Genomic DNA, 14,099 nt, shown 5'->3' on the forward strand with positions numbered 1-14,099 from the left:
AGGATAAAAAATGAACTCAAAAACTAAACTTATTCATTGTGGCAGAGGCGATCAAGGCGCTGAAGTAAGATCAGTCAATCCTACACTTATGCGTGCATCAACCATACTTTTTAAAGATCACGCAACTTGGCAAAAATACAGAGAATTAAGAAAAACAGATCGTGTTTTAAGCTATGGGGCTAGAGGAACAACAACCAATTTTGAACTTGAAAAACTTATTTGCACTCTAGAGGGTGGTTATAGAGCACAACTTTTCCCAACAGGACTTGCAGCATTAGCTATGGTGCTTTTAAACTATGCAAGCAAAGATGCACATTTTTTAATCACTGATGCAATTTATGGGCCTGTAAGAACGATTTGCGAATTATTTTTAGACAAAATGGGAGTTGAAATTGATTTTTTAAAAGCTGATGCAAGTGATGTAGAAGAAAAAATCAAACCTAATACCAAGCTTATCTTATGTGAAAGTCCAGGTTCTATACTTTATGAAGTCATAGATTTACCAAAACTTTGCAAAATTGCCCATGCGCATAATATCCCTGTAGCTATTGACAATACTTATTCTAGTGGATATTTTCTAAATCCTTTAGAACTTGGAGTGGATATTTCAGTTATCGCTGCTACAAAATATCTTAGTGGACACTCTGATGTAACCATGGGTATAGTAGTAATCAACGAAAAAGAATGGAAAAATTTTGACAAACTTCCAGAAGCTTTAGGCTTTACAACAAGTCCTGATGATGCTTACTTAGTACTTCGTGGTATGAGAACACTAGATGTGAGAATGAAAGCTCATGAAAAAAGTGCTGATGAAATTGTAGAGTTTTTACAAAGTAGAAAAGAAATTAAAACAATTTTCTATCCAAAACTCAAATCCCACCCAAATCATGAAATTTTCATGCGTGATCATAAAGGTGCAAATGGTATGATTACCATAGAATTTACAGAAGGTTATAGCAAAGATGATGCTATTAAATTTGTAGATAAACTAGAATACTTTTCAATTGGTGCTAGCTGGGGTGGATATGAAAGCTTAGCCACCGTAACTACTCCACCTAGAACTGCAACAGATTGGAGTGCAAGAGGACCATTTGTAAGATTTCATATAGGTCTTGAAGATACTAAAGATTTAATTGCTGATTTAACACAAGCTTTTGATAGTATTAAAAAATAAGGAGATAAGATGACAGGAATTAGCGTATTTGATCATAGATTACTAGCAGACTCATGGAGCACGCAGGAAATGCGTGCTATTTTTTGCGAACAAAACCGCATACAAAAATGGCTCGATGTTGAAGCAGCTTTAGCAAAAGCACAAGCAAAACTTAAAATTATCCCTAAAAAAGCAGCTGATGAGATCGCAAAAAAAGCTCATTATAAATTTATGGATATGGACTTTATCTTTGCTGAATTTAAAAAGACCAAACACCCTTTAGTTCCTACTGTAAGAGGATTAGAAAAAGCTTGCGATAATAATTTAGGCGAATATGTACATTTTGGAGTAACCACTCAAGATATCATCGATACAGGACTGGTTTTACAATTTAAAGAAGCAATGACTCTTGTAAAAAGTGAATTAAAAGCTATCGCAAAAGCCTTAGCGAAACTAGCTAAAACCCATAAAAACACTGCTATGATGGGAAGAACTTTAGCACTTCAAGCTTTGCCTATTACTTTTGGACATAAAGTGGCTATTTGGTTAAGCGAACTTGAGCGTCATTTTGAAAGAATACTTGAGCTTGAAAAAAGACTTTATGTAGGTAGTATAGTAGGTGCTGTAGGAACTAAAGCAAGTTTAAGTGATGAGTGCAATGAAGTAGAAAAACTCACTTTAGAAAATTTAGGACTTGATGTGCCTAATATTTCTTGGCAACCCGCACGTGATCGCTTTATAGAGCTTGGTTTTGTACTAGGTAATATCAACGCAACCTTTAACAAAATCGCTCATGAAATTTTAATCCTTTCGCATAATGAAATTGATGAAGTTGCTGAACCTTTTGGAAAAGGACAAGTAGGATCAAGCACTATGCCACACAAAAGAAATCCTGCAGTAAGCGAAAATGCGGTTACAATAAGCAATGCCTTTAAAGCAAATTTAGCCATTTTAAGCGATATTGAAAGACATGAACATGAAAGAGATGGTCAAGTTTGGAAAATGGAATGGAAGCTTTTACCTGAAATGTTTTTAATGCTTTCTGTGGTTTTAGCAAATATGAAATTCGCTCTTAGTGATTTAGAAGTAAAAAAAGACAAAATGCTTAAAAATTTAAATACTCTTAATGGTTTTGTTTTAGCCGAGCGTGTTATGTTTGCATTAAGCGATCATTATGGAAAACAACATGCCCATGAAATTGTTTATGAAAATGCTATGCTAGGTATAGAAAAACAAAAAACTTTTAAAGAAGTTTTACTTGCAGATAAAAGAGTATCTAAGGTATTGAAAGAAAAAGAAATTGATGCTTTACTTGATGCAACAACCTATGTAGGATATGCACCAAAACTTGTAGATGAATTTTTAGCAAAAATCAAAAATAGCGCTATCTTAAAATAGGAAAAATCATGTTCTATAGTGAAATTTTAGCGGATTTTATTTTCAATCTTAAATATGAAAATATCCCTAATACAGTTGTTCAAAGGGCTAAAGAGCTTATGCTTGATAGCCTTGGAACAGCCATAGCAGCAAGCAAAGAAGAATGTGTTTTAAATGCTTTTAAAGCTTTTGAAAATTTAAGCACAGATAAAAATACTCCTATTTGGGTAAATGATCAAAAACTAGTTCCTATATACGCAGCTATGCTAGATGGCATTGCTTCTCATGCGTTAGATTTTGACGATACGCATACAGAAGCGATTTTGCATGCAAGTGCGATTTTAACTCCACTTTGTTTAAGTTATGGTTTTCATGTTAACAAAGATGCAAAAAAAATCATCAAAGCTTTTATAGTAGGCTGGGAAATTGCAGCTAGAGTAGGCATTGCAAGCAAAGGTACTTTTCATAAGCGTGGTTTTCATACTACTGCTATTGCAGGAATTTTTGGAAGCGTGAGTGCAAGTGCAATCTTGCTAGATCTTAACAAAGAACAAATCATCAATGCTTTAGGACTTGCAGGAAGTTTTGCAAGTGGGGTTAATGAGTTTTTATCCAATGGATCCAATTCAAAAGTTTTACATATTGCCAATGCTATTAAAAACGGCATTATGGTAGCTCATTTTGCTAAAAACAATATGAGTGGACCTTTGAGTATTTTTGAAGGTAGGGATAATATCTTTAAATGTTTTGGTATAGAAGAAGAATGCGATAAAACAGAACTTAGCAAAGCCTTAGGAGAAATTTGGCAAACTATGCAAGTTTCAATCAAGCCTTATCCAAGTTGTCATTTTGCTCATGGGCTTATTGATTGTGCTATTGCTTTAAAAAATGATGGTTTAAAAGCTGATGAAATTAAAAGTATTCATTGTTTTGTAGATGAAGTTCCTATTTCTTTTATCTGCGATCCTTTGGAAGTAAAATACACTCCAAATAGTGCTTATGAAGCTAAATTTTCGATGCCTTTTTTAATGGCTCTAGGATTCTTTGATGGTAAAATCACTCTTGAATCTTATGAAAATTTAAAGCGTGAAGAAGTACTAGAATTTGCTAAAAAAATCAGTTACGAAAAAAGAAAATCTCAAGGCTTTCCAAAATATTTTCCAGGACATTTAGAAGCCAGTTTGCAAGATGGACGTATAATCCAAAAAGATGTTTTTATCAATAAAGGTAATTTTGATAATCCACTAAGTTTTGAAGAATTAAAAGCTAAATTTTTAGCCAATGCACAAATTTACCTTGATAATGCTAAAGCTAACAAAATTCTAGATCAAATCATCAATCTAGAAAATTTAAACCGCTTTTCTTTTTAAATATTAATCCTTCTTTTTACAAGAAGGATATTTCATTACACTTTTTTATTATAATATTTATTATTAATTTAGGAATTACAATGACTTTAAACGAGTTAAAAGATGGACAAAAGGCTATTATTGTCAATTTAAACGCTCACAAAGAACTCAAAAATAGACTTTTAAGCTTTGGATTTATTAAAAATAAAAACTTGAAAAAAATTCACTCCTCTTTAAAAAATGCCACCATAATGGTAGAACTTGATACAAGTTGTGTTATCCTAAGATCTGATGAAGCTAAAACCATAGAAGTGAATCTTATATGAAAAAAATCAAAATAGCCCTTGTAGGTCAGCCTAATGTAGGCAAAAGTCTTCTTATTAATGCGCTTTGCAAAGCTAATATGAAAGTAGGAAATTTTAGCGGAGTTACTATAGAAAAAGCAAGCGCAAAAACTTTTTACAAAAACTATGAATTTGAAGTCATTGATTTACCAGGAACTTATTCTTTAGATGGATATAGCGAAGAAGAAAAAATCACACGTCATTTTTTAAATCAAAATGACTATGATGTTATTGTTAATGTTTTAGATGCCACCAATTTGGAACGTAATCTTATCCTTAGTGCAGAACTTTTAAGCCTTAATAAAAAAATGCTTTTAGCTTTAAATATGTGCGATGAAGCCAAAAAAGAAGGTATAGAGCTTGACACTTCTGTTTTAAGCCAAGAATTTCAAAGTCAAGTTGTTGAAATTTCAGCAAAAACAAAAGAAAATTTAGAACTTTTGCTGCAAAAAATTATTATTTTATTTGAAAATAAATTTATTCCAAGATCCCAATTTTATACTCCGCTTTGCGAAAAAAGTCCAGAAAAAGAAGATTTATTATATTTTATTAATGAACTTTCAAAAAAAATTATTACACACAAAAAAGAAGAAAGAAATTTAACCAAAAAAATCGATGCCTTACTTATCCATAAATTCTTTGGCTTGCCTATATTTTTATTTTTAATGTGGCTTTTATTTCAACTCACCTTTAGCTTAGGACAAATTCCTATGGATTATATAGAATCAGGCTTTAATGCCTTAGGTGAATTTGTTAAAAACAATATTTCTAATACCTTTATCGCTTCAGCTTTGGCTGATGGGATTATCGCAGGTGTTGGCGCTGTGATACTTTTTTTACCTAATATAATGATTTTATTTTTAGGCATAGCTCTTTTAGAAACCACAGGCTATATGTCAAGAGTAGCTTTTTTACTTGATGGGATTTTACATAAATTTGGTTTGCATGGTAAAAGTTTTATTCCACTAATCACTGGCTTTGGTTGTTCGGTACCTGCTTTTATGGCTACACGTACTCTTAAGAACAAAAGAGATAGGCTTTTAACTCTTTTTGTGATCAATTTTATGAGTTGCGGGGCAAGACTTCCTGTATATGTGCTTTTTATCGGTGCTTTTTTTCCAAGTGAAAAAGCAGGAAATTATCTTTTTGGAATTTATATTTTAGGTGCGATTTTAGGACTTTGTGCTGCAAAATTTTTAAGAATGACAGCATTTCGTGGACTTGATGAACCTTTTGTTATGGAAATGCCAAAATATCGTATGCCAAATTGGCATTTAGTTTGGTTTATGGTTTATAATAAAGCCAAAATGTATCTTAAAAAAGCAGGAACTTTCATACTTTTGGCCTCTTTGCTTATATGGTTTGCTAGTAATTTTCCAAAAAGTGAAGAAAATTTAAATGATTTTAATACTCAAGAAAGAGCTATAGAACAAAGCTATTTAGGACAATTTGGCAAAGGTATAGAACCTATTTTTAAACCCCTTGAGTTAGATTGGAAATTAAGCGTATCTTTAATCAGTGGTTTGGCTGCTAAAGAAGTGATGATTTCAACTATGGGAGTGCTTTATTCACTAGGAAAAGATGTAGATGAAACAAATAATGATTTAAAAGGAATTATCGCTAAAAACATACCTATACCAAGTGCAGTGGCTTTTATTTTATTTGTAATGATTTATAATCCCTGCTTTGCAGCAACTATAGTTTTTTCAAAAGAAAGTGGAAAGCTAAAATACACTCTCTTTCTCTTTCTTTTTACCTGCACAAGTGCTTATATAGTAGCTTTTATAGGGCTTCATATTGCTAAAATTTTATTAAATTAACTTGCTTTTAATGATGAAATTTTAGTAATATTATCTTCAAAAGCTTTTAAAATACTATAAGCAATACCTTCAAAATCAAGCCCACCGCAAAGATAGATTAAAGTCATACGAAAAGATTTACTCACATCAAGCTTTGGTTTTTCAGCGTTTATATTTAACTTAAAATCATAAGGACTTGCATGTTTAAAAGCATAATTTTTTGCCGCAATTAAAAAATCATTCTTATCTTTTAAAAATGCGCCTTTAACCAAAATAAAACTCATCTCAAGATATTTCCAAAAATCTTTTGAAGGCATAGGATTTTCATCAAAATTTTGTTCTATAAAAGCATAGTTTTTTTCAAAGGATTTTTTATAATTTTCTACAAGCAAAGCACCTAATTTATTTTTAGCTATATTTTGTAAAATAAGTTTTATATTGCTTTCAAATTCAAAATCTATTTGTTCTAAAATTTTAATTTGCTCTTCTAGAAAAAATTCTTGTTTTAACTCTTCATTGCAAAGTTTAGCGTAAGAAAAAATATTTGCCATAGGCTTTTCATAATTCCCAAACTCATCCCAAAAATTTTTCTCACTACAGGCTATACAACCATGTCCTGCAGCCACTGGCCAAGAAGTTTTAGCATTGAATTTCACTTTAGGACAGTTGTTGTAAGTATAAGGTCCTTTACAACCTATCTTAAATAAACAAGCTCCATTCTTTGCAGCTTCATCATCAAAATGTTCAGCAAAAATCCCACTTTCAAATTTCGCCTTTCTTTCACACATATCATGCAAACATTTACCATAAGCCCACACAGGACGATTTTGCTCATCAAGTTCAGGCAAAACTCCAAATAAAGCAAAAAAACTTAAAGTCGCAATGATATTTATATCACTTGGAGGACAACCTGGAATATTTACTACTTTCTGACTTAAAACTTCACTAATACCACAGGTTTTACTAGGATTTGGATAGGCAGCTTGAATACCACCATAACTTGAACAAGTACCCACTGCAAAAATAGCCTTGGCTTTAGCGGCTAGTTTTTCTAAAATTTCATAGCCACTCTCTCCTTGTGCTCCTATAGTAAGAAAAAAGGTATCAATCGCTGCAACACCACCTTCAACCGCTAAAATAAAATCTTCTTCTAAAACATGCTCTAAAAGCTCTTCGGCTTTAGTGCCATTTGCTGCCATTAAAGTTTCATGATATTCTAAAGAAAAAAAATCAAAAATAAGCTCATCAAAACTTGGCAACTCAGAACGCAACAAACTCTCACTACACCCTGTACATTCACAAAGATGAAGCCATACTAACTTTGTTTTAGGTGCGATTTGAAAAAATCTTTGAGCAAGAGCTGGAATTTCATTGCCTAAAGATAAATGCCTAGCAAGAATTTTTACACTTTCTTCATTGATAACCTTATCCTCTTTTAAAGTAGAATTCTCAAGTTTTTTAATGCGATCTTCAAGTATATTTTTTAATTCTTCATTGCTAAGCTTTGCCATTTTTTATCCTTTTTGATTATCCCAACAAAGAACAGTTTGCCCTTCTTCATTTTTTTCAACATCACCCATGCCCATGATGTTGTATCCTGCATCAACATAATGTATTTCACCTGTAACACCATTTGCTAAATCGCTAAGTAAATACATAGCCGAATTTCCTACATCTTCTATACTAACATTGCGTTTTAAAGGAGAATTGATTTCATTGTATTTTAAAATCATTCTAAAATCCCCTATTCCACTTGCTGCCAAAGTTTTAATAGGACCTGCTGAAATAGCATTAACACGAATTCCTTTTACCCCTAAATCTCTTGCTAAATAACGCACAGAACTTTCAAGTGCAGCTTTTGCTACACCCATAACATTATAATGAGGCACATATTTAACCCCACCAAGATAACTTAAAGTCAAAATCGAACCCTTATCTTTTAAAATAGGTAAAACCGCACGTGTTAAAGAAAGTAAAGAATACACAGAAGTTTGCATAGCTATATCAAAAGCATCTTTTGAAGTTTCTAAAAAAGAATTTTCTAAAGCTTCTTTTGGAGCAAAAGCAACCGCATGTACTACAAAATCAATCTCACCTAAATCTTTTTTGATTTTTTCAGCGATAGAATCTAAATGCTCGTTATTATTTACATCAAGCTCATAAATAAAATCAGAATTAAACTCTTGTGCTATAGGTTCTACGCGTTTTTTTAAAGCATCATTTAAAAAAGTAAAAGCGAGCTGGGCTCCTTGATCAAAACATGCTTTTGCTATGCCATAAGCGATAGATTTATTATTTGCAACCCCTACAATAAGGCCTTTTTTACCCTTCATAATCATCTTTTATCCTTTGATTAATTTTATAAAATTTTCTACTTTTAACGCTGCAGAGCCTATTAAAACTCCACCACAATGTTTTACACTTAAAATTTCTTTGATATTATTTTCATTCACACTTCCACCATAAAGCAAAGGTGCCTTAGTTAAACTCGCTAAAAATTCAAGCACTTTAGCGATATCTGTACTTTGTGCACTCACTCCCGTTCCTATAGAATAAATAGGCTCATAAGCGATGATGAGTTTTTCATAATTTAAATCAATAATTTCAAGTTGTTTTTTTAAAAACTCTAAAGTCTTGCCTGAATTTTTTGTATCTAAATTTTCACCTATACAAAAAACAATTTTATAACCATGCTCTTTAGCAAAATCAAATTTAGCCTTAATAAATTCTTCATCTCCTAAAGCTCTTCTTTCAGAATGCCCAATTAAAACACATTTGATCCCAAATTCGTCCAAATGCTCTTTTCCAAGCTCTCCTGTAAAAGCACCATTAACACAAGGATAAAAATTTTGCGCTCCTTGTATGAAGTTATTTTCATTTTCTAAAAATGCTACACTAGGTGGGAAAACGATAATATCATCACATTTTGCTCCCATAGTTTTATTTAAAATTTCAGCATAAATTTTAAAGCTTGCTCTTGTGTGATTGCATTTTAAATTTGCAGCAAAGATCATTCATTTTCCTTAGATCTTAAAGCTTTTACGCCTGGAAGTTCTTTACCTTCTATAAGTTCAAGAGAAGCGCCACCTCCAGTGGAAATAAAAGTCATCTCATCTGCATCGCCTGCGCGCGCAACCACATCAGCCGTATCACCGCCTCCAACAACAGAAGTTGCATGTCCTTCGCTGATATAATGACTCATTTTAATACTGCCTTTTGAAAATTTATCAATTTCAAAAACACCCATAGGTCCATTCCACCAAATCGTTTGCGCATCAGAAATCACCTCTTTAAAAAGTCTCACACTTGCAGGTCCTATATCTAAACCCATCCAACCATTTGGAATTTCTTGCGCTGGAACAAATTTCATCGGCGCATCTTGTGAGCACGCAGGAGCGGCTACAACGTCTACTGGAAGATAAATTTTCACTCCTAAATTTTTACCCTTGGTAAGAATTTTATTAGCTTCTTCTAAAAGTTCTTCTTCTAAAAGCGAATTTCCTATATCATAACCTAAAGCTTTTAAAAAAGTAAATGCCATACCTCCGCCTATGATTAATTTATCTACCTTTGGTAATAAATTTGTCAATGCTTGAAGTTTTCCACTTACCTTTGAACCTCCAACAACAGCAACAAAAGGACGTGCTGGATGTTTGATAAGATTGCTTGCAAAATCAATTTCTTTTTGGAGTAAAAATCCTGCACCTTTGTGTTTTTCATCAAAGAATTTAGTAATAGCCTCCACACTAGAATGTGCTCTATGACATACTCCAAAAGCATCATTGACATAAACTTGAGCCATAGAGGCAAGTTCTTTGGCTAAATTTTCATCATTTTTAGTTTCGCCTTTTTCAAAACGCAAATTTTCAAGAAGTAAAATTTCACCCGCTTTTAAATTCATAGCTTTGGTTTTTGCATCTTCGCCGATAACATCTTTTGCCATAATAATTTCTTTATCTAAAAGTCTAGCAAGACGCTTAGCCACAGGTTCTAAAGAATATTTAGAGCTAATTTCTTTTGGACGCCCTAAATGAGAGGCTAAAATCACACTACAACCATTATCCAAACAGTATCTTATCGTAGGAATAGCTGATCTTATGCGTCTATCATCAGTGATGTTTAAAAAATCATCTTGAGGAACATTAAAATCACATCTTATAAAAACTTTTTTCTTAGTTAAATCAATATCTTTTATAGAAATAATATCACTCATGATTAAGCCTTATTTGCAATATATACTGCCATATCTACTAGACGACTTGAATAGCCCCATTCATTATCATACCAAGCAATCACCTTGATAAAATCATCCGCAATCACTTGAGTTAAATCACTTGCTACAATAGCTCCATAAGAACAAGTGATAAAATCGCTTGAAACTCTTTCATCATCATCCACCATTAAAATGCCTTTTAAATTTGTAGCTGCAGCTTTTCTAAAAGCTTCATTGATTTCATCTTTGCTAACTTTACGGCTTAGTTGTGCAGTTAAATCCACGCTTGATACATCAATCACTGGCACACGCATACTTTGTCCATGAAGCTTGCCATTAAGTTCAGGCATAACAAGTTTCATAGCTTTTGCTGCACCTGTAGAGGTTGGAATGATATTTTGTGCTGCAGCACGAGAACGGCGTTTATCTTTAGCTTTAGCATCAATAATACTTTGTCCATTTGTATAAGCATGTATCGTTGTCATAAGTCCTTTTTCGATACCAAAATTATCTTGTAAAACACGACAAACAGGACCTAAACAATTTGTTGTACAACTTGCATTAGAAATAATGCTTTCACCCTTGTAAAGTTCTGAATTTACTCCTAAAACATAAGTAGGTGTATCATCTTTTGCAGGAGCACTCATGATCACTTTTTGCACTCCCATATCTATAAATTCTTGACATTTTGCCATAGTTAAATGTGCTCCTGTGCACTCTAAAACAATTTGTGTGCCGTATTTTGCAAAGTCAAGATCTTTTACATTGCGACTTTTAAATACTTTGATTTTTTTACCATTTACCACTAAATCATCGCCTTCACTATCAACACTGCCTTTAAATTCACCATGTACTGTATCGTATTTAAAAAGGTATTTTGTAAGTTCAATATCCGTAGTATCATTTATCGCCACAAGCTCAATATCATTTCTTTCTAAGATGATTCTTGCAACACATCTGCCTATGCGTCCAAAACCATTTATAGCAACTTTTACAGCCATTTAATTTCCTTTTGCAAAATATAATGCTAATATTCTACAAAAAAAAGGTTAAAATTTTAATGAAGATAGCACTTTTTGGTGGCAGTTTTGATCCACCACATAATGGACACAATAGCGTTGTTTTAGAGGCTTTGGAAAAATTAGATATTAATAAGCTTATTATTATGCCTACTTATATCAACCCTTTTAAACAAAACTTTAGTGCTGATGAAAAGCAAAGATTCTTATGGGTTAAAAAACTTTGGGGACATTTGCCAAAAGTTGAAATTTGCGATTTTGAAACCAAGCAAAAACACCCTGTTCCTAGCATAGAAAGCGTTAAGTATCTTTATAAGCTTTATAATCCTAGTAAATTTTATCTTTTAATCGGCGCAGATCATTTAGAAAAACTTCATCTTTGGCATGATTTTGAAAAACTTAATTCTTTAGTAGAATTTGTTATTGCCAATCGCAATGATATAGAAATTCCTAAGAATTTCAAAGATTTAAAAACCGATAAAAAAATCGCTTCTTCTTTTATACGCAATACTTTAAATACAAATGAAGTTTGTGAAGAAATTAAAGATGAAGTAAAAAAATATTATGAAAAATTACAAAAAAATTGATACAATTTCAAAAATTAAAGGAAAAGAATGCAAGAAAGAATAGATTTAATCGTTAAAATTTTAGATGAAAAAAAAGCTGAAGATATCAAAACCATTGACATGAGCGAGCAAGAATACTTTGTAAAATATGTCATTATCGCAGCTACTTTAGGAGAAAGACACGCTCTATCTTTGATCGATGAGCTTAAAACACAACTTAAAGCCAAAGGTGAGGAATTTTTAAACATAGATAGTAGTGAAGAATGGAGCGTGATTGATCTTGGTGATATTTTAATCCATCTTTTAACACCAGAACACAGAGGAATTTATAATATAGAAGAATTATTAGAAAATCTTAAAAAAGGTAGGGTTTAAAAAGACTAAATTTAATTAGCCTTTTAATTTTTAGAGATTATTAATATATTCTTTAATTTCTTTTTTGATTTTCTCTTTTTGTTCTTTTAAAGCTTCTTTTTTAGCTTTATACTCAGCCTTACTCATATAATCTTTTTGTTCTTTTAAAGCATCAAGTTCTTTTTCGATTTTTTCCACTTCTTGTTCTTTAAGTTTTTTAGCTTCTAACTTTTTATCATAAAACATAGGATCTTTAGCACAATCATTTTGTACTTGTTTTAAAGCAAGCTCTAAGCTTAAAGTTCTAGCTGTATCATTATGTGCTTTAGAAAAACTGATTTCTTTATTGATACGATCGATTTTTCTATCACATTCACTTGCACCAAAAGCAAAGGCACACAACGAAAGTAGAACAAGTATTTTTTTCATTTTTAATTCCTTTTTAAAATAAATTTAAATCGCAAAATATTATCTCATCAATTCTTAAGCCTAGCTTTTATATCATCAAATAAAGCAAATACCATACTTTCAAGCTCTTTTGCTCTTTCTAAAGAAGTTGCTTCAAAGCGTGTGATAAGATAAGGGCTGGTGTTAGATGCACGAAGCAAAGCCCATCCATCGCCAAAATCTATCCTAGCTCCATCGATTTCACAAAGACTTTTAACACCTTTTAAAGCTCCTTTTTCAATCTCTTTTTGAAATTCTTCCACAAGTTTAAATTTTTCTTCTTCATTTACAGGAATTTTAATTTCAGGCGTAGTATAAAGTTTTGGTAAAGCTTTAATCATACTTTCTAAATCAAAACCTTTATAAACAAGTTCTAAGGCTCTTAAAAATGCGTAAATTCCATCATCATAACCAAAATATCTATGTTTAAAGAAAATATGTCCGCTCACTTCAGCAGCCAAATCAATATCTTTTTCTTTCATCATTTTTTTGATATTAGAATGTCCTGTTTTTCCCATAAAAATAGTTCCAAATTTAGCCACTTCATCAAAAAGATTTTTAGAACATTTTACCTCACCTAAAATGCGTGGATTAGGAATATTTTTAGCAAACAAATAACAAAGCTCATCCCCGCAAAATACATGAGTTTTACTCAAAGCAACCATTCTATCAGCATCCCCATCAAAAGCAAAAGCTAAAGAATAATCTTGATTTTGATTTAAAAACTCTCTAATCGCACTTAAGTTTTCTTCTTCTGTAGGATCTGGAGCGTGGTTTGGAAACTGTCCATCAGGCTCTGCAAACATTACATGAGCTTTTAAATTTAAAGCCTTGATTAAAGGCTTTATCACCACTCCAGCCGCACCATTTGTGCAATCAACACCAAATTTATAATTAAAATCCTTTAAAAAACTAAATTGCTCGCACATAAATTTCACATAAAGGCTTAAAATATCATATTTTTCTACTTCTAAATTTTCTTCAATCTCATCATCTAAATGCTTATAAACTTCTTTTGAAAACTCTTTTAATTCTACACCAAAAAAACTTTCTTTATTGATAGTGATTTTAAAACCATTATAATCTTTTGGGTTATGAGAGCCTGTTATCATAATATTTGCATCAAATTTCAAGCCCTCATAGAGACTAAAATATCCCAATGGAGTTGGCACAAGCCCTATATCATAGATTTTTATCCCTGCTTTGTTAAGTCCACTCACTAGATAATTAAAAAGTTCATTTGCACTGTATCTTGCATCATAGCCCACACTTACATTTTTACAGCCTTTATTTAGCATGGTTTGTCCCAAGCAAAAACCTATAGCCTTAACACTTTTTTTATTTAGTTCTTTGCCATAAAGCCCTCTTATATCATATTCTCTAAAAATCACATCTAACATTTTTTTCCTTCAAATTCATCTCTTCTTTGACCTAAATTTATCGTTTTTCTAAAGCAAATTTGGATAGAAAAGAAATTT

The 14,099-nt window shown here is 31.9% G+C and carries 13 protein-coding genes and 1 pseudogene; 7 read left to right on the forward strand and 7 right to left on the reverse strand.

What is annotated here, in order from left to right; all coding sequences use genetic code 11:
* Positions 1–10: 10 nt before the first annotated feature.
* The 5 genes from AJN69_RS02230 (at position 11) to feoB (ending at position 6,043) form a co-directional block, all read left to right on the forward strand.
* Positions 11–1,174, forward strand: a complete 1,164-nt coding sequence (locus AJN69_RS02230; RefSeq protein ID WP_002866696.1) for a PLP-dependent aspartate aminotransferase family protein — start codon at positions 11–13, stop codon at positions 1,172–1,174.
* Between the two features lie 9 nt (positions 1,175–1,183).
* Complete coding sequence (purB, locus tag AJN69_RS02235) at positions 1,184–2,551, forward strand: adenylosuccinate lyase (RefSeq protein WP_002877369.1); 1,368 nt, start codon at positions 1,184–1,186, stop codon at positions 2,549–2,551.
* A gap of 8 nt (positions 2,552–2,559) precedes the next feature.
* Positions 2,560–3,900 (forward strand): MmgE/PrpD family protein, encoded by a 1,341-nt coding sequence (locus AJN69_RS02240; protein WP_070287680.1) that lies wholly within the window; start codon positions 2,560–2,562, stop codon positions 3,898–3,900.
* A gap of 80 nt (positions 3,901–3,980) precedes the next feature.
* Positions 3,981–4,205, forward strand: a complete 225-nt coding sequence (locus AJN69_RS02245) for a ferrous iron transport protein A (RefSeq protein WP_002779147.1) — start codon at positions 3,981–3,983, stop codon at positions 4,203–4,205.
* Complete coding sequence (gene feoB / locus AJN69_RS02250; RefSeq protein ID WP_053872843.1) at positions 4,202–6,043, forward strand: ferrous iron transport protein B; 1,842 nt, start codon at positions 4,202–4,204, stop codon at positions 6,041–6,043. The genes AJN69_RS02245 and feoB overlap by 4 nt, the downstream gene beginning before the upstream one ends.
* Here feoB and AJN69_RS02255 read toward each other — a convergent pair.
* Genes AJN69_RS02255 through gap form a run of 5 tightly spaced genes read right to left on the reverse strand, consistent with a single transcriptional unit; the run spans position 6,040 to position 11,236 of the window.
* Positions 6,040–7,533 (reverse strand): hydrogenase small subunit, encoded by a 1,494-nt coding sequence (locus AJN69_RS02255; protein WP_070287681.1) that lies wholly within the window; start codon positions 7,531–7,533, stop codon positions 6,040–6,042. The genes feoB and AJN69_RS02255 overlap by 4 nt on opposite strands.
* Before the next feature lie 3 nt (positions 7,534–7,536).
* A complete protein-coding gene (fabI, locus tag AJN69_RS02260; RefSeq protein WP_053872841.1) occupies positions 7,537–8,361 on the reverse strand; it encodes an enoyl-ACP reductase FabI in 825 nt (274 codons plus the stop codon).
* A 3-nt stretch (positions 8,362–8,364) separates the two neighbouring features.
* Positions 8,365–9,036, reverse strand: coding sequence for a triose-phosphate isomerase (locus AJN69_RS02265; protein ID WP_053872840.1), 672 nt, complete (start codon positions 9,034–9,036; stop codon positions 8,365–8,367).
* A complete protein-coding gene (locus AJN69_RS02270) occupies positions 9,033–10,235 on the reverse strand; it encodes a phosphoglycerate kinase (RefSeq protein WP_070287682.1) in 1,203 nt (400 codons plus the stop codon). The genes AJN69_RS02265 and AJN69_RS02270 overlap by 4 nt, the downstream gene beginning before the upstream one ends.
* A gap of 2 nt (positions 10,236–10,237) precedes the next feature.
* Entirely contained in the window at positions 10,238–11,236 is a 999-nt protein-coding gene (gene gap, locus AJN69_RS02275) for a type I glyceraldehyde-3-phosphate dehydrogenase (protein ID WP_002866687.1), read from the reverse strand.
* Between the two features lie 59 nt (positions 11,237–11,295).
* Here gap and nadD point away from each other — a divergent pair, with 59 nt between their 5' ends.
* Together nadD and rsfS are read left to right on the forward strand one after the other, a co-directional pair.
* A complete protein-coding gene (gene nadD / locus AJN69_RS02280) occupies positions 11,296–11,841 on the forward strand; it encodes a nicotinate (nicotinamide) nucleotide adenylyltransferase (protein ID WP_070287683.1) in 546 nt (181 codons plus the stop codon).
* Between the two features lie 27 nt (positions 11,842–11,868).
* Complete coding sequence (rsfS, locus tag AJN69_RS02285) at positions 11,869–12,195, forward strand: ribosome silencing factor (protein ID WP_002855339.1); 327 nt, start codon at positions 11,869–11,871, stop codon at positions 12,193–12,195.
* Between the two features lie 30 nt (positions 12,196–12,225).
* Here the strand turns inward: rsfS and AJN69_RS02290 are convergent, their stop codons facing one another.
* Both AJN69_RS02290 and pgmL read right to left on the reverse strand, forming a co-directional pair.
* Complete coding sequence (locus tag AJN69_RS02290; RefSeq protein ID WP_059110959.1) at positions 12,226–12,603, reverse strand: DUF1090 family protein; 378 nt, start codon at positions 12,601–12,603, stop codon at positions 12,226–12,228.
* Positions 12,604–12,650: 47 nt separating this feature from the next.
* A pseudogene (pgmL, locus tag AJN69_RS02295) lies at positions 12,651–14,040 on the reverse strand (phosphoglucosamine mutase PgmL).
* Between the last annotated feature and the right edge of the window lie 59 nt (positions 14,041–14,099).

It is taken from the genome of Campylobacter sp. BCW_4338, from assembly GCF_001763255.1.
In the GTDB taxonomy this organism is placed as follows: domain Bacteria; phylum Campylobacterota; class Campylobacteria; order Campylobacterales; family Campylobacteraceae; genus Campylobacter_D; species Campylobacter_D jejuni.

What these genes read in the sequence shown, in the direction of transcription:
- AJN69_RS02230 (WP_002866696.1), top strand. Translation starts at nt 11, where the DNA reads ATGAACTCAAAAACTAAACTTATTCATTGTGGCAGAGGCGATCAAGGC.
- purB (WP_002877369.1), top strand. Translation starts at nt 1,184, where the DNA reads ATGACAGGAATTAGCGTATTTGATCATAGATTACTAGCAGACTCATGG.
- AJN69_RS02240 (WP_070287680.1), top strand. Translation starts at nt 2,560, where the DNA reads ATGTTCTATAGTGAAATTTTAGCGGATTTTATTTTCAATCTTAAATAT.
- AJN69_RS02245 (WP_002779147.1), top strand. Translation starts at nt 3,981, where the DNA reads ATGACTTTAAACGAGTTAAAAGATGGACAAAAGGCTATTATTGTCAAT.
- feoB (WP_053872843.1), top strand. Translation starts at nt 4,202, where the DNA reads ATGAAAAAAATCAAAATAGCCCTTGTAGGTCAGCCTAATGTAGGCAAA.
- AJN69_RS02255 (WP_070287681.1), bottom strand. Translation starts at nt 7,533, where the DNA reads ATGGCAAAGCTTAGCAATGAAGAATTAAAAAATATACTTGAAGATCGC.
- fabI (WP_053872841.1), bottom strand. Translation starts at nt 8,361, where the DNA reads ATGATTATGAAGGGTAAAAAAGGCCTTATTGTAGGGGTTGCAAATAAT.
- AJN69_RS02265 (WP_053872840.1), bottom strand. Translation starts at nt 9,036, where the DNA reads ATGATCTTTGCTGCAAATTTAAAATGCAATCACACAAGAGCAAGCTTT.
- AJN69_RS02270 (WP_070287682.1), bottom strand. Translation starts at nt 10,235, where the DNA reads ATGAGTGATATTATTTCTATAAAAGATATTGATTTAACTAAGAAAAAA.
- gap (WP_002866687.1), bottom strand. Translation starts at nt 11,236, where the DNA reads ATGGCTGTAAAAGTTGCTATAAATGGTTTTGGACGCATAGGCAGATGT.
- nadD (WP_070287683.1), top strand. Translation starts at nt 11,296, where the DNA reads ATGAAGATAGCACTTTTTGGTGGCAGTTTTGATCCACCACATAATGGA.
- rsfS (WP_002855339.1), top strand. Translation starts at nt 11,869, where the DNA reads ATGCAAGAAAGAATAGATTTAATCGTTAAAATTTTAGATGAAAAAAAA.
- AJN69_RS02290 (WP_059110959.1), bottom strand. Translation starts at nt 12,603, where the DNA reads ATGAAAAAAATACTTGTTCTACTTTCGTTGTGTGCCTTTGCTTTTGGT.